The sequence below is a fragment of the Streptomyces sp. TN58 genome (assembly GCF_001941845.1).
GTDB lineage: Bacteria > Actinomycetota > Actinomycetes > Streptomycetales > Streptomycetaceae > Streptomyces.
Map to the genome: position 1 here is coordinate 3181025 of NZ_CP018870.1, position 19123 is coordinate 3200147.

Below are 19123 nucleotides of genomic sequence, written 5' to 3' on the forward strand. Positions count from 1 at the left end.
CCCGTGGATGCCCCCGCAGGGGTCAGGCGGACTGACGGAAGCGGGTCGTGCGGTGGACCGGGTCCGTGTCGATGTGCGGGATCACGTGCTCGCCGATCAGCTTGATCGTGGTCATCGTGTCCTCGTACCCGACGCCGGTCGGCAGGCCGAAGGAGAGCTGGTCGGCACCCGCCTGCTCCCAGCGCTTGCACTGGGCCCGCACCTCCGAGGGGTCGCCGCAGATGAGGAGTTCCTCGGCGATCAGCAGCTCGATGATCTCCGCGTTGTACTCCGGCAGGGTCTCGGGCCACTGGGGGATCGCCTCGGGCCGCGGGAAGGTGTCGTGGTAGCGGAAGACCAGTGACTGGAAGCGGTTCATGTGGGCGTTGACGGCGATCTCGACGGCCTTGTCGTGGGTCTCGGCGCAGATCGCGGTGGAGGTGACCATCACGTTGTCGTTGACGAAGGCGCCGATGGCCTTCGCCTCCCTGACGGCCGTCTTGTACTGGTCGAGCACCCACTCCATGTCGGAGACCTTCTGCACGCTGAAGCCCAGCACGCCGAGGCCCTTCCTGGCCGCCATCGCGTAGGAGGAGGGCGAGCCGGCGGCGTACCACATGGCCGGGTGGGCCTTGCCGTACGGCTTGGGGAAGACCTTCCGCGGCGGCAGCGACCAGTGCTTGCCCTGGAATCCCTCGTACTCCTCCTGGAGGAACATCTTGGGGAATTCCGCGATGGTCTCCTCCCAGATCTCCTTGGTGGCGTTCATGTCCTCGATGCCCGGCAGGAAGCCGAGTATCTCGTGGCTGCCGGCGCCGCGGCCGGTGCCGAACTCGAAGCGGCCCCTGGAGAGGTGGTCGAGCATGGCGACCTTCTCGGCCACCTTGACGGGGTGGTTCACGGGGGCGAGCGGGTTGAAGATGCCGGAGCCGAGGTGGATGCGCTCGGTGGCGTGCGCGAGGTAGCCGAGGAACACCTCGTTCGCCGACAGGTGCGAGTACTCCTCCAGGAAGTGGTGCTCGGAGGCCCAGGCGTACTTGAAGCCGGACTTGTCGGCCTGGATGACGTACTCGGTCTCCTCGACCAGCGCCTTGTGCTCTGCCTCGGGGTCGACCCTGGACCGCGCCTCAGGCACGTATCCCTGCACGAAGAGCCCGAATTCCAAGGGGTTCACCGTCCTTCGGTTTCTGACGTTGCGTCAGATTTGATGTCCTGACTGTTCCACCGCCGGACCCGGAGCGTCAATACCTGACGCTCCATCAGCTCCGCTGCGGCTACAGGACGCTGACGCCCGCCATCCAGCCGCCGTCGATGACGAACGGCTGGCCGGTGATGTACGAGGAGTCGTCTCCGGTCAGGAACAGCGCCAGCCGGGCCACCTCCTCCGGCTGCCCCACCCGCCCCATCGGCACCACGCGCCGGTAGAGCTCCGCCATCGCGTCCCGGGCCTCGTCGGTCATGTTCTCCGGGTCCAGCAGGCCCGGATTGGCCATCGGGGTGTCCACCGCGCCCGGGCACATCGCGTTGACCCGGATCCCCTTGGCGGCCAGTTCCAGCGCGGCCACCCGGGTCAGGCCCAGGATCGCGGCCTTGGTCGCGGCGTAGGTGCCGACGTAGGCCATGCCCGTCAGGCCGGTGTAGGAGGAGGTGTTGACGATGGTGCCGCCGCCGGCCGCCTCGATCTCGGGCGCCACCGTCTTGATCCCGAGGAAGGCGCCGACCTGGTTGACCTGGACCACCTGCTGGAACTCCTCCAGCGGGGTCGAGGTCAGCTCGTTGAAACGCAGGATGCCCGCGTTGTTGACCAGGCCGTCGATCCGGCCGAAGGCCTCCTTCGCGGCGGCGACGGCCGCCGCCCAGTCCTCCTCCCGGCTCACGTCCATCCGTACGTACCGGGCCCGGTCCTCGCCGATCTCCTTGGCCACGGCCGCGCCCTGCCCGTCCAGTACGTCGCCGAGGAGCACCTTGGCCCCCTCGGCGGCGAAGAGGCGGGCCTCCCGCTCGCCCTGGCCGCGCGCCGCACCGGTGACGATGACGACGCGCCCTTCCAGCTTGCCCATGCCGTATCCCCTAGCCGTTGAGGTGGGGGGCCACTTCGGCCCCGAAGGCGGTGATCTGGTCGACGAGTTCGGCGCGGTCGCGGCTGCGGAAGCGGACCTGGATCTGGTCCACGCCGATGGCCCCGTACTCCCTCAGGGACTCCGCGATCGCCTCCGGCTTGCCGGTGAGGGTGCGGCGGCCGGTGTCCCAGCCGGGCTCGCCGACGTACAGCGCCTCGGTGATCGCACCGACCTCGAAGGGCCCTTCCACCCCGGCCTCGGCGCGCAGCGCGCGGATCCGGGCGATCTGCGCCGGGAGCCGGTCGCGCGGGTCGCCCTGCGGGAGCCAGCCGTCCCCGCGGACCGCGGCCCGGCGGACGGCGGCGGGCGAGGAGCCGCCCACCCAGACGGGTATCCGCTCCTGGGCGGGCCGGGGCAGCTGCCCGAGGTCCCTGAAGGAGAACAGCTCGCCCTCGAACTCCGGGTACTCCTCGGGCCCGAGCGCCGCCCGCAGCGCGTCCAGGGTCTCGTCGAGGACGGGTCCGCGGCGCGCGAAGTCCACGCCGAGGACATCGAACTCCTCCCGCACGTGCCCGGCGCCGACGCCGAGGACCAGCCGGCCGCCGGAGAGGTGGTCGAGGGTCGCGTACTGCTTGGCGCTGACCAGCGGGTGGCGCAGGCCGAGGACGGCCACGTGGCTCAGCAGCCGCACGCGCTCGGTGATCCCGGCGAGGAAGGACAGCGTGGCGACCGGGTCGTACCAGACGGTGCTCATGGGCCCCGCGAGCCGCCGCGGGATCGCCACGTGGTCGCAGGTGGCCACGTACCCGAAGCCGGACCGGTCGGCGGCCCGCGCGATCTCGGCGAGATCGGCGGCGGTCGCCGACGCCTCCCAGGGTTCGGCGTAGATGGTGCTCTGCGACTGGACCGGGAGCTGCATCCCGTAGACCAGCCGGCCTTCCTCGAACACGCGCGCCATGGCGGACCCGCCTCGCCTTCGTCTGCCGATCGTCATATCGGTGCCGGGCCATCGTGATACCTGACGGCCCGTCAGACAAGAGGCAGTGGACATTCGGCGGGACGGCCAGCGCCGATGCCGGCCGGTTCCTCTACGCGCCCTCCTGGGCACGGTCGAGGCGGACCGCGCTCGGCCCGGCACGGCGGAGCACCTGGCCGCCCTGCCGGGCGTCGCCACCACCTCCCCCAAGCGGTGGGAGGGCGAGCCGGTCCGCGTCCTGGGTCTCGGCGACTGGGCGGCGGGGCCGTCAGAAGCCCTCCGGGCCCATCGCGATGACCGGCTTCGCCGCCGGGTCCAGCATCTGGAGGACCTTCCGCATGGCGTCCTTCGGGATGCCGACGCAGCCCTGGGAGGGGCCGTCGTGGTCCACGTGGAGCCAGATGTTGCCGCCCTTCTCCTCACCGTCCGGCATGACCGGGTCCAGCGGGGAACGGCCCGGCCGGCGGTTGAAGTCGATGGCCACGACGTAGTCGAAGGACCCCACCAGCGACTCCCCGTTCACCCCGCGCCCCGTGGCGACGAAGCCCCGGTCCTCGTCGTACGGGAGGCGCGTGCCCGGCGGCGCCGACAGCAGGCCGCCCGCGTCGGTCAGCGTGAACACGCCCTGCGGCGAGGTCAGGTCCCCGTACGTGCGGTCCTCGGACCACCCCCGGGCCCCGTTGCGCGCCGGCCAGCTCTCGACCTTGACCCAGTCGGTCCCGGCGTCCGGCCGGGTGTAGAAGGCGGCCGTGGACTCGGAGGAGTCCGCCGCCCTGCCGGTGACGAGGATCAGCTGCCGGGACTCGGCCGGGATCCTCGCCAGGGTCTGCGCGCTGATCCCGGTCAGGCCCTGGAGGGGCGAACGTACCGGCAGATCGGCCGCCGTCCGGTCCGCGGGCTGCGGGCGGGAGTCCGTGCGGGCCTGCGCCGCGCCCGCGGCTCTGTCGGAGTCCTGGGCGACGTACACCCATCCGGCCGTGAGGGTCACCAGGCCGAGGGTGGCGGCGAGGAGCGCGCGACGGGCCGTACGGCGGGACGTACGGCATGACGTACGGGCGGGGCGGGAGCGTGCTCGGGCGTGCTTGCTCATTCAACCGACCGTACCTCAACACACCATCAGTCCCGGTTTGTCCGCGATGTGTGCTGCGCGCGCCACGCCGGGCGCCGGATCGATCACCGGACCGGCGTTCGACGCCGTTCGGCCCCCGCGGGGCGGGCTCGGCCGAGGGGGACGAAGGGGACGCAAGCCCGGTCCCCGGAGCCGATCATCGACGTACCCTGAATCGATGAGGCGAACCCCACGTCACGCGGCGCGCGTTGTCATCCTGTCCCCCACCGGCTCGGTGTTCCTCTTCCGCGAGAACAACGTGGAGGTGGGCATCCACTGGCTTCCGCCCGGCGGCGGGATCGACCCCGGCGAGAGCCCCGAGGACTGCGTGCGGCGCGAGCTGCGCGAGGAGACCGGCTGGACCGACCTGGAGCCGGAACGGCTGCTGTGCACCTGGGAGCACGACTTCACCCACCAGGGCATACCGGTACGCCAGCACGAGCACATCTACGTCACCACGGGCCCGCACCGCGAACCGGTCCTGGAGGCGCCCGGCATCCACTGGCAGTGGCTCTCGGCCCGGCGCCTGGCCACCCTCGGCGAACCGGTCTGGCCGCCCCGCCTCTCGGACCTCCTCACGAACCCTCCGGCAGAGCCCGTCCACCTGGGCCTGCTGGCCTGAGCCGGGCGCCGACCGGGGCGGGAGGCGTCGCGCGCGTTCACCACCAGGTGGCCGCACCCCATGGGCCCGTGCGCCGGCGCCACGACCTGCCGGATCCGCCGTCCCCTCACGGCGCGGGGCCGGGAGGACCAGGCCTGTGTCGAGTTGCCCCGTGGAGCAAGGAGCGGCGTTCGGTGCGTGCCCTCGGCGTGCGGGACGAATGTCCTCGTAGCGGAGCTACCAGGGCATTCGGCTCGTGCGCCGAGGGTGCGTGCCGGGCGTCGCGACGCCGCGGGGCAACTCGATACAGGCCCTAGGGTGTAGGGCGCCTACCGGAAGAGGATGTCTCGATGACCACCGCCCCGGGGCCCGCCCACGGTGTCCCCCCGATGCCCGAGCGCAACATCCCCGCGTTGCGGGCGGCGATCGCCGCCCATGCCCCCCAACTCCTGGACGACTTCGAGGCCGACTGGCGGGCGAAGGTCGCCGACACCTACGACATGGGAGCGGCACCGGCATTCCTGGCCCGCTGATGGGGCGAGTACGCCCTCGCCAGGGACCCGCACCTGGACCACCACGTGCGTGATCTGGAACAGCGCGCGGCCGAGTGCGCGGACCCGGACAAGGCCAAGGCCCTGCTGGAGGAAGCTTCACGCATCCACCACCACGTGGCCGCGCTCGGACCCGGCGAGTGAGCGCGGAGCCCACCGGTCCCCCCTGGGCCACGGACTGGACCAAGTCGGCTGCCGAATACCGGGACACACTGCCCGCCGACGTGCGGGACCTGATCATCGATGCGGTCACCGAGCTGAAGACGCCACAGCACCCTTACCGCGACGACCGTCTCGACACGACGAAGGTGAGCATCGAGCCGGTCCGCTCCACCGAACCCCGCGGCGCCCACATGCTCGACTTCGACCGAGGCCACGGCTGGCTGCCGTTCGGGCACGCGCCTCAGCGGGACGGCGGGGCCGTCTGGGCGGTGGCTTCGGCGTAGAGGGAGGACGCGTACTCGCCGAGGATCGTGCTGGTCGAGACGTCGTCGGTGTCGCCGCCCGTGAGGATGCCGACGATCTTGCCGTCGCGGGCGATCCACGCGCTTCCGCTGGTGCCGCCGGGGAAGTCCGCGCAGTCGAAGCGCTGCTGGGTCGCGCTCTCGCGTACGGCGGTCGCGGTGCAGGTACGGGGGATCTTGCGGTCGGCGGGGTAGCCGGTGACGGTGACCTCCTCGCCGGCCCGGCCGGAGGTGTCCAGCACGGCCGCGCCGGTCACGTCCTCGATGGCACGGCCCTGGGCGTCGGGGGCGAGTGTGGCGAAGGCGAGGTCGTAGTCGTCGTCCGTGCCCTCCGCCCAGCGGTCGTCCTCGAAGACCTTCTCGATCTTCCACGTGCCGTACGGGGCCGTGTCGTTGGCGTAGGCCGGGGCGAAGACGGCGGTGCCCCCGCCCTGGTCCCCCGCGAGCAGGCAGTGCCCGGCGGTGATGATGAGGTTGCGGCCGGGGCTCTGCACGACGGTGGCGGTGCAGAAGTGGTCGCTGTCCAGGCCGTTGGTGAACAGGGCCCCGGTGAAGGCGGCGGGCCCGCCGGGCGGGGGCGTCACGGCCGGCGGCAGGGTGGTCCCGGGCGACGAGGACAGCTGGGGTTCCCGCACGTGGGAGCGTGACGGGGCCGGCGCCGGGAGGGAGGACTGCGCGGCCTTCGCCCGCGCGGGCGCGGTCGCCTCGGGGGGCGGCGCGAGCTTCGCGACCGCCGCGGAAGCCCCCACGGCCGCCACCGCGCACAGGACCGCCGTCACGACGTTCCGCTTGTCCACCGGCATGATGATCCTTCCGCTTTGCCCTGCGAAGCATGCCTTGGCCCGGGGGCCGGGTGCAAGGCGCGGGGCGACCCCTGCGTAGCCGGACCGTCACCGCCGGCAGGCAGCACGGATCCGCCAACTCAAGGCAGGTGAAGGAGCTTTCGTGCCGAGCCGACCGTCATCGCCCCGGTTCTCGCCGCCCCGCCGCCGCAGGGGGCCGCACGGGCCGGCCTCCACGGCCCGTGCGGCCCTCGCGCCGGCCGGCTGCCGTCAGGCCGCCGAGCCCGGTCCCGCCCAGAGGCCGTCCGGGGTCAGGCCGAGCAGGTCGATCGCGTTGCCGCGCACGATGCGGTCCACCACGTCCGGGGCCAGGTGGCCCATCTGCGCTTCTCCGACCTCGCGGGACTTCGGCCAGGTCGAGTCGGAGTGGGGGTAGTCGGTCTCGTAGAGGACGTTGCCCACCCCGATCGAGTCGAGGTTCCGCAGGCCGAAGGCGTCGTCGAAGAAGCAGCCGAAGACGTGCCCGGCGAACAGCTCCGACGGTGGACGGAGGACCTTCTCCGCGACCCCGCCCCAGCCGCGGTTCTCCTCCCAGACGACGTCCGCGCGCTCAAGGATGTACGGAATCCAGCCGATCTGGCCCTCCGCGTACATGATCTTCAGGTTGGGGAAGCGTTCGAACTTGCCACTCATCAGCCAGTCGACCATGGAGAAACAGCAGTTGGCGAAGGTGATGGTGGAGCCGACCGCCGGCGGGGCGTCCGCCGAGGTGGACGGCATGCGGGAGGAGGAGCCGATGTGCATGGCGATGACCGTGCCGGTCTCGTCGCACGCCTGGAGGAAGGGGTCCCATTCGTCGGTGTGGATCGACGGCAGGCCCAGGTGCGGGGGTATCTCCGAGAAGGCGACCGCGCGCACGCCCCGGGCCGCGTTGCGGCGGACCTCGGCGGCGGCGAGGCGGGCGTCCCAGAGCGGGATCAGGGTGAGCGGGATCAGGCGGCCCCGGGCGTCGGGGCCGCACCACTCCTCCACCATCCAGTCGTTGTAGGCGCGTACGCCGAGCAGTCCCAGCTCGCGGTCCTGGGCCTCGGTGAAGGTCTGACCGCAGAAGCGCGGGAACGTGGGGAAGCAGAGGGCCGACTGGACGTGGTTGACGTCCATGTCGGCGAGCCGGTCGGGAACCGAGAAGGATCCGGGGCGCATCTGCTCGTAGGTGATGACTTCCAGCTTGATCTCGTCACGGTCGTACCCGACGGCGGTGTCGAGGCGGGTGAGCGGCCGGTGCAGATCCTCGTACACCCACCAGTCGCCGATCGGGCCGTCGTCGCCCCTGGCCCCCATGACGGGGGCGAACTTGCCGCCGAGGAAGGTCATCTCCTTCAGCGGGGCGCGTACGACGCGGGGGCCGATGTCCTGATACCTGGACGGGAGCCGGTCCCGCCAGACGTTGGGGGGCTCAACCGTGTGGTCGTCCACCGAGATGATCTTCGGGAAGGTCTCCATGGCCAATACGGTAGCGCTGATCTGACGAACCGTCAGCTAGTTGGTCCGTGATCGGTCATGGACGGGCTGACGGGTACACACGAGACAAGGCAGACTGGCCCTTACACCGACGGAAGGCAGGGGGGACGACAGATGGACGGCGTACCGGCCATCCCGCACCCGCGGAACCACCCGGAGGTCCGTACGGCTGCCGCCGCAGCAGAAACCGGTCCCGCGGCCGCCGTCCGCGCCGCCGCAGACCCGGCACGATCCGGCACCACCACCCCCGCCGGCCCGGCGACCCCCGCCGCACCCGCCGGCCCCGCCGCACCCGCCGGCCCCGCCTTCGCCGCCGGACCCTCCACCACCGCCGGAGGCGACACGGCCGCGGGCGGCACCGGCGCAGGCGAGTCCCGGTTCGCCGTCCTCGGGCCCGTCCGGGCCTGGCGCGGCGCCGAGGCCCTGCCCTCCGGCACCCCCCAGCAGCGGGCCCTGCTCGCCGTGCTCCTGCTCCGCGAGGGCCGCACGGCCACCGCCCCCGAACTGATCGACGCCATCTGGGGCGAGGACCCGCCGCAGCAGGCCCTGGCCACCATCCGCACCTACGCCTCCCGCCTGCGCAAGGTCGTCACCCCCGGCCTGCTCGTCACCGAGTCCGGCGGGTACGCCATCCGGCTGCGCTCCGCCGCCACCCTCGACCTCGGCGTCGCCCGCGGCCTCGCCGCCGACGCCGAGACCGCCCGCGCCGCCGGGGACCGCTCCCTCGCCCGCACCCTCCTGACCCGGGCCCTCGACCTCTGGGAGGGCGAGCCCCTCGCCGGCGTCCCCGGCCCGCACGCCGAGACCGAGCGCACCCGCCTGGCCGAATGGCGCCTGCAACTGCTGGAGACCCGCCTCGACCTCGACCTGGAGGTCGGCCACCACGCCGAGGCCGTCTCCGAGCTGACCGCCCTCACCGCCGCCCACCCGCTGCGCGAGCGGCTGCGCGAACTACTCATGCTCGCCCTCTACCGCAGTGGCCGGCAGGCCGAGGCCCTGGCCGTCTACGCCGATACCCGACGCCTGCTCGCGGACGAACTCGGCGTCGATCCGCGCCCCGAACTGGCCGCCCTCCAGCAGCGCATCCTGAACGCCGACACCGACCTGGCCCGCGCCGAGGACCCCGCCCCCGCCGCCGCGACCGCCCACGTCAGGCCCGCCCAACTGCCCGCGACCGTGCCCGACTTCACAGGTCGCTCCGGCTTCGTCGACGAGCTCGGCACCCTCCTCTCCGGCGGCGCCCAGGACCAGGTCATGGCCGTCTCCGCGCTCGCCGGGATCGGCGGCGTCGGCAAGACCACCCTCGCCGTGCACGTCGCGCACGCCGCCCGCCCGCACTTCCCCGACGGCCAGCTCTACGTCGACCTCCAGGGCACCGAGGCCCGCCCCGCCGAACCGGAGGCCGTCCTCGGCTCCTTCCTGCGCGCGCTCGGCACCCCCGACACCGCCATCCCCGACTCCCCCGCCGACCGTGCCGCGCTCTACCGCTCCACCCTCGACGGCCGCCGCGTCCTGGTGCTCCTCGACAACGCCCGCGACGCCGCCCAGGTCCGCCCGCTCCTGCCGGGCACCGCCGGCTGCGCCGCCCTCGTCACCAGCCGGGTCCGCATGGCGGGCCTCGCCGGGGCCCATCTCGTCGACCTCGACGTGATGAGCCCCGAGGAGGCCCTCCAGCTGTTCACCCGCATCGTCGGCGAGGAGCGCGTGCGCGCCGAACGCCAGGCCGCCCTCGACGTCGTCGGCGCCTGCGGCTTCCTGCCGCTCGCCATCCGCATCGCCGCCTCCCGGCTCGCGGCCCGCCGCACCTGGACCGTCTCCGTCCTCGCCGCCAAGCTCGCCGACGAACGCCGCCGCCTCGACGAGCTCCAGTCCGGCGACCTCGCCGTCAAAGCCACCTTCGAGCTCGGCTACGGCCAGCTGGAACCGGCCCAGCAGCGCGCCTTCCGCCTCCTCGGCCTCGCCGACGGCCCCGACATCTCCCTGTCCGCGGCCGCCGCCGTACTCGACCTGCCCGAGTACGACACCGAGGACCTGCTGGAGGCCCTGGTCGACTGCTCCCTCCTGGAATCCGCCGCCCCCGGCCGCTACCGCTTCCACGACCTCGTACGCCTCTACGCGCGTGCCTGCGCCGAACGCGACGAGCAGCCCCCGAGCGGGCGCGACGCGGCCCTGGACCGCCTCCTGGACTTCTACCTGGCCACCGCCTCCGGGGTGTACGCCCTGGAGCGCCCCGGCGACCGGCTGCCCGCGCACCTGTCCGACACCCACTACCCGGGCCTGGTCTTCGCCGAGCCGCGCGCCGCCCTGGACTGGCTGTACACCGAGGCCGGCCCCCTGCTGGCGTGCGTACGGCAGGCGTCCGTACGGGGCGGCGACTCACCCGTCCTGCGCCGGGGCGTGGACCTGCTGTGGGCCGCCAAGGACCTCGCCGAGTCGGGCGCCAACTCCAAGCAGTACGAGTCGGCCGCCACCGCCCTGCGCGACGCCGCCCGGGCCGCCAAGGACCCGTACGCCGAGGGCCGCGCCCGTACCACCCTCACCAACGTCCACCTGGTCGCCGGCCGCTTCGCCGAGGCCGACGACGAGGCCCGCCAGGCGACGGCCCTGGCCCGCGAGGCCGGCGACCCGCTGCCCAGCTGCTGGGCGCCCAACGACCGCGGCATCATCGCCCTCTACGAGGGACGCCACGCGGACGGCGAGCGGTACCTGCTGCAGGCAATCCGCAACTTCCGCGCCGACGGCAACAACGTCGGCGAGGCCAGCGCGCTGTGCAACCTCTCCCGGATCCACGTCGAGCTGGGCCGCCTCACCAGCGCCATAGACCTCGCCCAGCAGGGCATCGCCATCTACGACCGGATGGGGCTGTCACTGCGCCTGGCCAACGGCCGCTACGCGCTCGGCATCGCCCTCACCCAGGCGGGCCGGCTCGGCGAGGCGCTGGCGCAGCTCACCGAGGCCCTGGCCCTCTTCCACGACAACCGGCAGCCGCTGTGGGAGGGCGTGACCCACTTCCGGCTCGCCGTCGCCCATCTCGCGGCGCGCCGGCCGACGCTGGCCGCCGCGCACGCCGAGCAGGCCATCGCGCTGCGCGGCATCGGCGGGGAGTGGCGGCGCGCCACCGTGCTGACCGTGCTGGGCAAGGCGCTGCGCCGGCTGGGGCAGACGGACCGGGCCCGGGCGTGCTGGCGGGACGCGGAGGCCGTGTTCCAGCAGCTCGGTTCGGCCGAGCTGGCCGAGGTGCAGGCCCTGCTGGCCACGGAAATCGCGGCCTGACCTGCATGGACGCGGGCTGAACGAGGCGTTCATCGTTCGTTTATCGCCGAACGGCACGATAGGTGCATCGACCCGGTGCGTCGGGGGACATCCGGGCCGGTTGGAAGGATTGCCCGTTCGGCGGTCATCGGGGGAATCGCCGAACGGGTCCCACCCATCCATCAGGAGAGCCGATGACGACGAACGAGAACCTTCTGCCGAACGACGGCGGCGTCAAGCCGCTCGACAATCACGCCTCGGGCGTCGAAATCGAGACTCTGGACAATCACGCGTCGGGCATCGAGATCAAGCCGCCGACCGAGGACAAGCCGACGGGCGAGGACAAGCCGGCCGGTGAGGCCGCGGGCGAGGAGATCCAGACGCTGGACAACCACGCGTCCGGTCCGCGCCCGTAGCGAACGCACGACGGACGGGGGAGCCCACGGGGGAGTACGGGGCTCGGGGGGAGCAACGGGGGAACGGCGGTCGCGGTGGCCCGGAGGGGAGCCACCGCGACCGCCGCACCCGTATGCCCGGCCGGAAGCGGCGGGCCCGGCATAGGCTGGGGGCGTGTTCTCCTCCCACGGGCCGAGCGTCCGCGAACTGGCAGTGCAGGGCCTCTCCTCCGTGGAGCGGGGTTACGACCTGCTCGCGCCGAAGTTCGACCACACCCCCTTCCGCACCCCTGACCGGATGCTCGACGCGGTCGAGGAGACCCTTGCCCGGCAGCGGGAGGGCGGCTTCGGCTCCGGCCTGGACGTGTGCTGCGGCACGGGCGCCGGGATCGGCATGCTGCGGAGGCTGTGCCGGGACCGGGTCACCGGGGTGGACCTCAGCGCGGGCATGCTCGCCGAGGCCGGGCGGGCGCACGCGGGCGACGACCGCGTGGACTTCGTACGGGCCGACGCGCGAGCCCTTCCGGCCGGGCTCGCAGGCCGCTACGACCTGGCCGTCAGCTTCGGGGCCTTCGGCCACTTCCTGCCCGCCGAGCGGCCCGCGCTCTTCTCCGGGGTGCACGCGGCGCTGCGCGAGGGCGGCGTCTTCGCCTTCCCGATCGGCGCCCCGATCCCGGTCAGCTCACCGGTGTGGTGGGCGGTGGCCGCCTTCGACGCCGTGATGCGTGTGCGCAACGCGGTGTGGTGGCCGCCGTTCGTCATGTACTACCGGACCTTCCCGCTGGGCGGGGTGCGGGCGGACCTGCGGGCGGCGGGCTTCACGGTGGAGACGGTTCCGCTGGAGCGGTTCGGCCGGCTTCCCGGCGGCGCCCCGCGCTGGCGCCTGGTCCTGGCCCGCCGGTCGTAGGGGATCGCCGGGGCTTGGCGGAACGCCTGCGTCACCATCAGGACACCGGGCACAATCCGTGAGGAACCGTCAGGCAGCCCGCGCAGCACCCTCATTCACTGGAGCAGCCGGTGTCGTCACAGGAAATGCTCGTCACGATCACCCCCCAGCAGGCCGCCTACGGAGTGATCCTCCCCGTGGAACTGCCGACCGGTACGGTCCGGCTGCGCATACCGCCCTGCCGGCACGGGGACCTCGTCAAGGTCCGTGTCGGTGCCGAGGAGATGCGCTTACGCGTCCACGTCTCCGGAGCGGGCGCGGCCTGGATCGCGGGCGCCGGGGGCATCGCTCCCCCGTCGGCCGGCGCCGCCCCGACGGCCGTGCAGCAGCCCGCCCCGGCCCCGCAGACGGGTGGCGGGCGCGGCTGCCTGGCGGGGCTCGCCGTCGCCGCGGTCCTGGTCATCGGCTTCTTCGTGCTGAGCGACGGCGACGACGGCTCGGACGCCAAGCCCTCCGCCGATTCCACGCCCACCTGGTCCCCGTCGCCGCCCTCGCCGTCGCCCCCGGAGGCCTCCGAGACCCCGTACGACTCCGAACCGAGCGCCGAAACGAGCACCGAACCGAGCGCCGAGCCGAGCCCCGAGCCCACCCCCTTCGACCGCGGCACCTGCCTCAACGGACAGCTCCCTGACTCCACGACGCCCCGCAGCGTCAGCGGCGTCGAGGAGGTCCCCTGCTCGGCGTCCGACGCCCACTACCGGGTGATCGAGAACATCCCCGGCACCTCGGACCTGAACAGCTGCAACGACAATCCGAAGACCCAGTACGCCTTCTCCTACCGCTACATGCGCGGCTCCCTCGTCCTCAACCAGTACGTCTACTGCCTGGTCGGCATAGGCTCCTACGCCCGCTGACCCAAGGGCGCGCGACGCGGGACAATCGGGTTCGTGGTCATGCACTGCACGTGGCCTGGTCCGGGCTGTGTGCCTACGACCTCCCGCCGGCAGCGTGAAGCAGTCGGTCAGCGACGCCTGACGCTCCGGGGGCTGGCCGTCGGCGGGGTCAGGTGCGGGCGCGGAGTTCGCGTTTGAGGATCTTGCCGCTCGCGTTGCGGGGGAGGTCGGGGACGAACTCGACCGCCCGGGGGACCTTGTAGTTGGCCATCTCGCGCCGGGACCAGGCGATCAGGTCGTCGGCGGTGAGGGTGGAGCCGGGGCGGCGGACGGCGTAGGCCTTGCCGACCTCGCCGAGGCGCGGGTCTGGGATGCCGACGACCGCGACGTCGGCGATGTCCGGGTGCAGGCCGAGGAGTTGCTCGATCTCCGCCGGGTAGGCGTTGAAGCCGCCGACGATGAACATGTCCTTGATCCGGTCGGTGATGCGCAGGTTGCCGCGCTCGTCCAGCACGCCCACGTCGCCGGTGAGCAGCCAGCCGTCCGGGGTGATCGCCGCCGCCGTGCCGTCGGGGTCCTCGAAGTACCCCTGCATGACGTTGTGGCCGCGGACGGCGATCTCGCCGGCGGTGCCGGCCGGAAGGGGCCATCCGGCGCCGTCCAGGATCGCCACCTCGGTGTCCGGGATGGCCCGGCCCGAGGTGGCGGAGACGGTCTCGGCGGGGTCGCCCCGGCGGCACATGGTGACGATGCCGCCCGCCTCGGAGAGGCCGTAGGCGGTGAGGACGGTGGCGATGCCCAGTTCGCCGCGCAGCCGCTCGACGAGCCGGAGCGGGACCACGGCGGCGCCGGTGACGACCAGGCGGAGGGCGGACAGGTCGTGGTGGCCGCGCTGGGGGTGGTCCAGGAGGGACTGGTGCAGGGTGGGCGGCCCGGGGAGTACGGAGATCCGCTCGGCGGCGACGTTGGCGAGGACGGTGTCGACGTTGAAGACGGGCTGCGGGACCATCGTCGCCCCGCGCATCAGGCAGGCGATGATCCCGGCCTTGTAGCCGAAGGTGTGGAAGAAGGGGTTCACGATCAGGTAGCGGTCGCCCTCCCGCAGCCCGGCGAGTTCGCTCCACACGGCGTAGCAGCGCAGGGACTGGGCGTGGGTGATGACCGCACCTTTGGGGCTGCCGGTGGTGCCGGAGGTGAAGATGATGTCGGAGGGGGCGTCGGGGCTGACGGCCTCGGCGCGCTCGCGGACCGCCTCCGCCGTGATCCGGTCCCCGCCGGCGAGGAAGTCCTTCCAGGTGCGGAAGGTGTCGGGGGCGTCCTCGGCGAGGACGACGACCTCCTCCAGGTGCGGCAGCCCCGGCAGGGGCCCGCGGCCGGGCCCTTCGGCGGCGGCCCGGCGCAGCGAGGCGACGTAGGAGGTGCCGAGGAAGGTGCCGGTCACGAAGAGCAGCCGGGCCCGGCTGCGCCGGAGGACGTACGCCGCTTCCGTGCCCTTGAAGCGGGTGTTGAGGGGGACCAGGACGGCGCCCGCGGAGACGGCGCCGAGGGCGGAGACGATCCAGTCCAGGGTGTTGGGGGCCCAGACGGCGACCCGGTCGCCCGGTTCGGCGCCGGCGGCGACGCAGGCCGCCGCGGCCCGCTCGACGCGCTCCCCGAGCTGCGCGTAACTGATCCGGGTGCGCCCGTCGACGACGGCCTCGCGGTCGGCGTACCGTGCCGCCGCCGACCGGACGAGCCCCGCGACGGTGCGCCAGCGCAGGTCTCCGCGCGGGTCCTCGAAAGCGCCTCCTCCCACGCCTGCGCCCGCACCTTCACCCGCGGCGTCTTCGCGCAGCCCGTCGTCGCCCATTGCGTGCCACCCTCCCGCGAACCCAGTAGCTGACTATCCGTCAGATTAGCTGTAGCCTTCGCGGCTGTCAGCACTGGCGCGCACCCGGAGGTGGCGATGGCGGCAACGCTCAAGGACGCTACGGCGATAGTCGGCATCGGCCAGACCGCCTTTGCCAGACACCTGCCGCAGTCCGAGAAGGAACTGGCCTGCCGGGCGATCCTGGCGGCCCTGGCCGACGCGGGCATCGACCCGTCCGAGGTCGACGCCTTCTCCTCCTACACGATGGAGGAGACCGACGAGGTGGAGGTCGCCAAGGCCATCGGCGCCGGCGACGTCACCTTCTTCTCCAGGATCGGCTACGGCGGCGGCGGTTCCTGCGCCACCGTCGGCCACCTCGCCTCCGCAGTAGCCACCGGCCAGGCCACCGTCGGCGTCGCCTGGCGCTCCCGCAAACGCGGCTCCGGCCCCCGCCCGTGGAAGAACACCGCCGTCCAACTGCCCACCCCGGGCCAGTGGACCCGGCCCTTCGGCCTGCTCCGCCCCGCCGACGAGATCGCCATGCTGGCCCGCCGCTACATGCACGAGTACGGCGCCACCCGCGACCACTTCTTCAACGTGGCGATGGCCTGCCGCAACCGCGCCAACGAGAACCCCGCCGCGATGATGTACGAACGCCCGCTGACCCGCGAGATGTACATGACCTCCCGCATGATCAGCGACCCGCTCTGCCTCTTCGACAACTGCCTGGAGACCGACGGCGCACTCGCCTGCGTCGTCGTCTCCGCCGAACGGGCCCGCGACTGCCGCCACCGGCCCGTCTACGTCCACTCCGCCGCCCAGGGCCTGCCCTCCCAACACCACGGCATGGTCAACTACTGGAACGACGACCCCCTGTCCGGACCCGCCTGGACCGCGGCCCGCCACCTGTGGAAGCAGGCCGACTTCGGCCCCCAGGACGTGGACGTCGCCCAGATCTACGACGCCTTCACCCCGCTCATCCCGCTCTCCCTGGAGGGCTACGGCTTCTGCGGGCGCGGCGAGGGCGCCGCCTTCACCGAGGGCGGCGCCCTGGAGCTCGGCGGCCGGCTCCCCCTCAACACCGGAGGCGGCGGACTCAGCGAGGCCTACGTGCACGGCTTCAACCTGATCAACGAGGGCGTCAAACAGCTGCGCGGCGTCTCCACCGCCCAGGTGCCGGACGCCGCGACCTGCCTGGTCACGGCCGGCGAAGGCGTCCCCACGTCCGCGATCCTGCTGAGGAGCTGACCGATGACCACCACGTCCGAAGCGGCCGCGGCCCCCGGGACGGGGGGCCTGCTCCTGCCCGTCCCCGACGAGGACGGCGCCCCCTTCTGGGAGTACGCCGCCCGCGGCGAACTGCGCGTCCAGGCCTGCACCGGCTGCGGCCGGCTGCGCTTCCCGCCCCGCCCCTGCTGCCCGCACTGCCGGTCCTTCGACAGCGAGTGGCGCCGCATGAGCGGCCGAGGCCGCATCTGGTCCTACGTCCGGCCCCACCCGCCGCTGCTGCCCGCCTACGCCGCACAGGCCCCGTACAACGTGATCCTCGTCGAGCTCGCCGACGCCCCCCACATCCGGCTCGCCGGAAACCTGGTGGCCTGCGCCGACGCCCCGCTCGACTCCGTCGACCCGGCCCGGCTGCGCATCGGCGCCCGCGTCCACGTGGCCTTCACCGAGCTGGGCGGGATCACCGTGCCGCGCTGGCTCCTGGAGAGGTCATGACCCTGCGCGTCGAACGCGACAAGGCCACCGGGGTCGCGGTCGTCACCCTGGACCGGGAGCACCGGCACAACGCCGTCGACCTGGCCACCGCCGCCGCACTGGGCGAGGCGTGGCGGGAGCTCCGGTTCGCCGGGGAGGTACGGGCGGTCGTGCTCACCGGCGCCGGACCGGCCGCCTTCTGCACCGGCATCGACCGAGGCGTCGACGTGCCGCAGCCCGCCTCCCCCTACTCGGCCGACGACCCGCTCATCGCGATCGGCCCCAAGTCCTGCGACCTGTGGAAACCGGTGGTCACCGCCGTCAACGGCATGGCCTGCGGCGGGGCCTTCTACCTCCTGGGCGAGTCGGAGTTCCTCATCGCCTCCGAGACGGCCACCTTCTTCGACCCGCACACCGCCTACGGGATGGTCAGCGCCTACGAGGCCGTCTACATGGCGCAGCGCATGCCCTTCGGCGAGGCCGCCCGGATGTCGCTGATGGGCACGGCCGAACGGCTCTCCGCCCGCCGGGCCCACGAGATCGGCCTGGTCTCGGAGCTGACCGAGCCGGACGGGCTGCTCCCGGCGGCCCTGCGGGCGGCGCAGACCCTGGCCGGCTTCCCGACGGAGGCCGTCCAGGGCACCGTACGGGCCCTGTGGTCGGCGAAGCAGGCCGCGCTCCAGCAGGCCCTGGCGCAGGCCCCGGCGCTGATCGCCCTGGGGAACCTGCCGCCGGACCGCCAGGCGGACCTGTTCGCGAACCGCCGCCCCGGAACGGAGTTCCGGCTGCGCTGACGCGCCCGTCAGCGGGGCTTGCGGGACTTGCTCACGCCGGGCTTCGGCGTGCTCGTGCTCCCGCTCGTGGAACCGCCGGACGTGGAGCGGGGGGTGGGGGTGCGCGTGGCGGCCGGACCGGAGCTTCGGGTGGTGGGCTTGCCGAGCCGGCAGTTCCTGACGTCCGCCGCGCGCGACGGGTCGTCGAGGGGCACGTCGACCGTGCGGGTCTCGCGGGCCGCCAGGTCCACCCGTACGACCTCGGTGTCCACCGCGGCGCCCGCGGCACCCTCCCGGTGGAGGTCGACCTCGATGGTGGCCCTGCGGTCGAGCCGCGAGGTGAAGCGGAGCGTGGTGGCGGGCCTGTCGCGGCCGGTGCAGGTGACCACGACCACGGTGGCCGGGTCGCCGTCGGGGCTCGCGGAGGCGGAGGCGGTGCGCGCCGCGGAGGCCGTGCTGCCGTTCCCGTGACTGCGGCTCTTCTTCTTGCTCTTTGAGCTGGAGCAGCCGCCTCCACTGCTGCTGCCCTTGCTGCCGCTCTTGCTCTTCCCGCCGCTGCTGCCGCCGTGCGACGAGAACCCCGTCAGTGCGAACACGACGGCGACGAGCACCGCGGTGAACCTGATCCGACGTCCGGACATCATGATGCGACCCCTCCCCCTGGGACAGACGGCCGGTCACGCTACCAGGCGGTCCGGTGGGCACCGCCCGGAGATACGGCGGCGGCCCCGGCCCCCGGGAGGGGGCGGGGCCGACCGGCCGTGCAGGCGGGTGGTGATCAGGCGGCGTCGACGACGCCGGAGGCCGCGATCTCGACCTTGCCCTTGGGGGCGCCGGACTGGGAGCCCAGGGCCTCGATCTTGTCGACGAGCTCCTGGCCCGAGACGACCTCGCCGAAGACGACGTGCTTGCCGTCGAGCCACGAGGTGACGACCGTGGTGATGAAGAACTGCGAGCCGTTGGTGTTGCGGCCGGCGTTCGCCATCGACAGCAGGTACGGGCGGTCGTGCTTCAGCTGGAAGTTCTCGTCCTCGAACTTCTCGCCGTAGATGGACTTGCCGCCGGTGCCGTTGTGGTTGGTGAAGTCACCGCCCTGGAGCATGAACTGCGGAATGATGCGGTGGAAGCCGGAGCCCGCGTAGCCGAAACCGTTCTGGCCGGTGGCCAGCTCACGGAAGTTGCGCGCCGTCTTCGGGACGACGTCGTCGTACAGCTTGAAGACGATGCGGCCCGCGGACTCGCCGTTGATGTTGATGTCGAAGTAGACGTTGCTCATGGGGTCCATCCTGTCACTCCCGGTGCGGTGTGCTGCCCGGCGGGGCCGAACCCGGC

General features: G+C 72.9%; 19 protein-coding genes. 10 read left to right on the forward strand and 9 right to left on the reverse strand.

Annotated features, from left to right (window positions below):
• Positions 1-22: 22 nt before the first annotated feature.
• The 4 genes from BSL84_RS14305 to BSL84_RS14320 form a co-directional block, all read right to left on the reverse strand.
• Entirely contained in the window at positions 23-1144 is a 1122-nt protein-coding gene (locus BSL84_RS14305) for an LLM class flavin-dependent oxidoreductase (RefSeq protein ID WP_045322712.1), read from the reverse strand.
• 109 nt (positions 1145-1253) lie between these two features.
• On the reverse strand, positions 1254-2039 hold the full coding sequence (locus BSL84_RS14310) for an SDR family NAD(P)-dependent oxidoreductase (RefSeq protein ID WP_075970475.1): 786 nt from the start codon (positions 2037-2039) through the stop codon (positions 1254-1256).
• Positions 2040-2049: 10 nt separating this feature from the next.
• Positions 2050-2997 (reverse strand): LLM class F420-dependent oxidoreductase, encoded by a 948-nt coding sequence (locus BSL84_RS14315; protein ID WP_199838723.1) that lies wholly within the window; start codon positions 2995-2997, stop codon positions 2050-2052.
• Between the two features lie 286 nt (positions 2998-3283).
• The gene (locus BSL84_RS14320) at positions 3284-4105 is read right to left on the reverse strand and encodes a hypothetical protein (protein WP_075970476.1); all 822 of its coding nucleotides are present in this window, start codon (positions 4103-4105) and stop codon (positions 3284-3286) included.
• Between the two features lie 196 nt (positions 4106-4301).
• Here BSL84_RS14320 and BSL84_RS14325 point away from each other — a divergent pair, with 196 nt between their 5' ends.
• The 3 genes from BSL84_RS14325 (at position 4302) to BSL84_RS14335 (ending at position 5721) form a co-directional block, all read left to right on the forward strand.
• Positions 4302-4745 carry an NUDIX hydrolase gene (locus BSL84_RS14325; protein ID WP_030030377.1) on the forward strand — a complete coding sequence of 148 codons (444 nt, stop codon included), beginning with the start codon at positions 4302-4304 and terminating at the stop codon, positions 4743-4745.
• A gap of 329 nt (positions 4746-5074) precedes the next feature.
• Positions 5075-5257 (forward strand): hypothetical protein, encoded by a 183-nt coding sequence (locus BSL84_RS37640; RefSeq protein WP_324616527.1) that lies wholly within the window; start codon positions 5075-5077, stop codon positions 5255-5257.
• 158 nt (positions 5258-5415) lie between these two features.
• Entirely contained in the window at positions 5416-5721 is a 306-nt protein-coding gene (locus tag BSL84_RS14335; protein WP_075970477.1) for a hypothetical protein, read from the forward strand.
• On the opposite strand, the gene BSL84_RS14340 is transcribed toward BSL84_RS14335, so the two are convergent.
• Positions 5679-6536 carry a trypsin-like serine peptidase gene (locus BSL84_RS14340; protein WP_234308420.1) on the reverse strand — a complete coding sequence of 286 codons (858 nt, stop codon included), beginning with the start codon at positions 6534-6536 and terminating at the stop codon, positions 5679-5681. The two genes, BSL84_RS14335 and BSL84_RS14340, sit on opposite strands and share 43 nt — an antisense overlap.
• Before the next feature lie 255 nt (positions 6537-6791).
• Positions 6792-8024 carry an amidohydrolase family protein gene (locus BSL84_RS14345; protein ID WP_030033177.1) on the reverse strand — a complete coding sequence of 411 codons (1233 nt, stop codon included), beginning with the start codon at positions 8022-8024 and terminating at the stop codon, positions 6792-6794.
• A gap of 132 nt (positions 8025-8156) precedes the next feature.
• On the opposite strand from BSL84_RS14345, the gene BSL84_RS14350 reads away from it, so the two are divergent.
• The 4 genes from BSL84_RS14350 (at position 8157) to BSL84_RS14365 (ending at position 13489) form a co-directional block, all read left to right on the forward strand.
• Positions 8157-11315 carry an AfsR/SARP family transcriptional regulator gene (locus tag BSL84_RS14350; RefSeq protein WP_075970478.1) on the forward strand — a complete coding sequence of 1053 codons (3159 nt, stop codon included), beginning with the start codon at positions 8157-8159 and terminating at the stop codon, positions 11313-11315.
• Positions 11316-11488: 173 nt separating this feature from the next.
• Entirely contained in the window at positions 11489-11710 is a 222-nt protein-coding gene (locus tag BSL84_RS14355; RefSeq protein ID WP_045322209.1) for a hypothetical protein, read from the forward strand.
• Between the two features lie 154 nt (positions 11711-11864).
• The gene (locus BSL84_RS14360; RefSeq protein ID WP_075970479.1) at positions 11865-12596 is read left to right on the forward strand and encodes a class I SAM-dependent DNA methyltransferase; all 732 of its coding nucleotides are present in this window, start codon (positions 11865-11867) and stop codon (positions 12594-12596) included.
• A 110-nt stretch (positions 12597-12706) separates the two neighbouring features.
• Complete coding sequence (locus tag BSL84_RS14365) at positions 12707-13489, forward strand: LppU/SCO3897 family protein (protein ID WP_075970480.1); 783 nt, start codon at positions 12707-12709, stop codon at positions 13487-13489.
• 148 nt (positions 13490-13637) lie between these two features.
• On the opposite strand, the gene BSL84_RS14370 is transcribed toward BSL84_RS14365, so the two are convergent.
• Positions 13638-15317 (reverse strand): FadD3 family acyl-CoA ligase, encoded by a 1680-nt coding sequence (locus BSL84_RS14370; protein WP_079273198.1) that lies wholly within the window; start codon positions 15315-15317, stop codon positions 13638-13640.
• A 96-nt stretch (positions 15318-15413) separates the two neighbouring features.
• Here BSL84_RS14370 and BSL84_RS14375 point away from each other — a divergent pair, with 96 nt between their 5' ends.
• From BSL84_RS14375 to BSL84_RS14385, 3 genes are read left to right on the forward strand one after another with little or no spacing between them, the layout of a single operon-like run.
• Positions 15414-16565 (forward strand): lipid-transfer protein, encoded by a 1152-nt coding sequence (locus BSL84_RS14375; protein ID WP_030028813.1) that lies wholly within the window; start codon positions 15414-15416, stop codon positions 16563-16565.
• Between the two features lie 3 nt (positions 16566-16568).
• On the forward strand, positions 16569-17039 hold the full coding sequence (locus tag BSL84_RS14380; protein ID WP_045322212.1) for a Zn-ribbon domain-containing OB-fold protein: 471 nt from the start codon (positions 16569-16571) through the stop codon (positions 17037-17039).
• Entirely contained in the window at positions 17036-17812 is a 777-nt protein-coding gene (locus tag BSL84_RS14385) for an enoyl-CoA hydratase/isomerase family protein (RefSeq protein ID WP_075970481.1), read from the forward strand. Before BSL84_RS14380 ends, BSL84_RS14385 begins: the two co-directional genes overlap by 4 nt.
• 8 nt (positions 17813-17820) lie before the next feature.
• Here BSL84_RS14385 and BSL84_RS14390 read toward each other — a convergent pair whose 3' ends face one another.
• Both BSL84_RS14390 and BSL84_RS14395 read right to left on the reverse strand, forming a co-directional pair.
• Positions 17821-18435: a hypothetical protein gene (locus BSL84_RS14390; RefSeq protein WP_075970482.1), complete on the reverse strand. Its 615-nt coding sequence runs from the start codon at positions 18433-18435 to the stop codon at positions 17821-17823.
• A gap of 134 nt (positions 18436-18569) precedes the next feature.
• On the reverse strand, positions 18570-19067 hold the full coding sequence (locus tag BSL84_RS14395) for a peptidylprolyl isomerase (RefSeq protein ID WP_037662132.1): 498 nt from the start codon (positions 19065-19067) through the stop codon (positions 18570-18572).
• Between the last annotated feature and the right edge of the window lie 56 nt (positions 19068-19123).

Coding starts and splice junctions, on each gene's coding strand:
- BSL84_RS14380 (WP_045322212.1), top strand. CDS start 16,569: ATGACCACCACGTCCGAAGCGGCCGCGGCCCCCGGGACGGGGGGCCTG.
- BSL84_RS14385 (WP_075970481.1), top strand. CDS start 17,036: ATGACCCTGCGCGTCGAACGCGACAAGGCCACCGGGGTCGCGGTCGTC.
- BSL84_RS14390 (WP_075970482.1), bottom strand. CDS start 18,435: ATGATGTCCGGACGTCGGATCAGGTTCACCGCGGTGCTCGTCGCCGTC.
- BSL84_RS14320 (WP_075970476.1), bottom strand. CDS start 4,105: ATGAGCAAGCACGCCCGAGCACGCTCCCGCCCCGCCCGTACGTCATGC.
- BSL84_RS14315 (WP_199838723.1), bottom strand. CDS start 2,997: ATGGCGCGCGTGTTCGAGGAAGGCCGGCTGGTCTACGGGATGCAGCTC.
- BSL84_RS14310 (WP_075970475.1), bottom strand. CDS start 2,039: ATGGGCAAGCTGGAAGGGCGCGTCGTCATCGTCACCGGTGCGGCGCGC.
- BSL84_RS14395 (WP_037662132.1), bottom strand. CDS start 19,067: ATGAGCAACGTCTACTTCGACATCAACATCAACGGCGAGTCCGCGGGC.
- BSL84_RS14345 (WP_030033177.1), bottom strand. CDS start 8,024: ATGGAGACCTTCCCGAAGATCATCTCGGTGGACGACCACACGGTTGAG.
- BSL84_RS14350 (WP_075970478.1), top strand. CDS start 8,157: ATGGACGGCGTACCGGCCATCCCGCACCCGCGGAACCACCCGGAGGTC.
- BSL84_RS37640 (WP_324616527.1), top strand. CDS start 5,075: ATGACCACCGCCCCGGGGCCCGCCCACGGTGTCCCCCCGATGCCCGAG.
- BSL84_RS14325 (WP_030030377.1), top strand. CDS start 4,302: ATGAGGCGAACCCCACGTCACGCGGCGCGCGTTGTCATCCTGTCCCCC.
- BSL84_RS14355 (WP_045322209.1), top strand. CDS start 11,489: ATGACGACGAACGAGAACCTTCTGCCGAACGACGGCGGCGTCAAGCCG.
- BSL84_RS14370 (WP_079273198.1), bottom strand. CDS start 15,317: ATGGGCGACGACGGGCTGCGCGAAGACGCCGCGGGTGAAGGTGCGGGC.
- BSL84_RS14375 (WP_030028813.1), top strand. CDS start 15,414: ATGGCGGCAACGCTCAAGGACGCTACGGCGATAGTCGGCATCGGCCAG.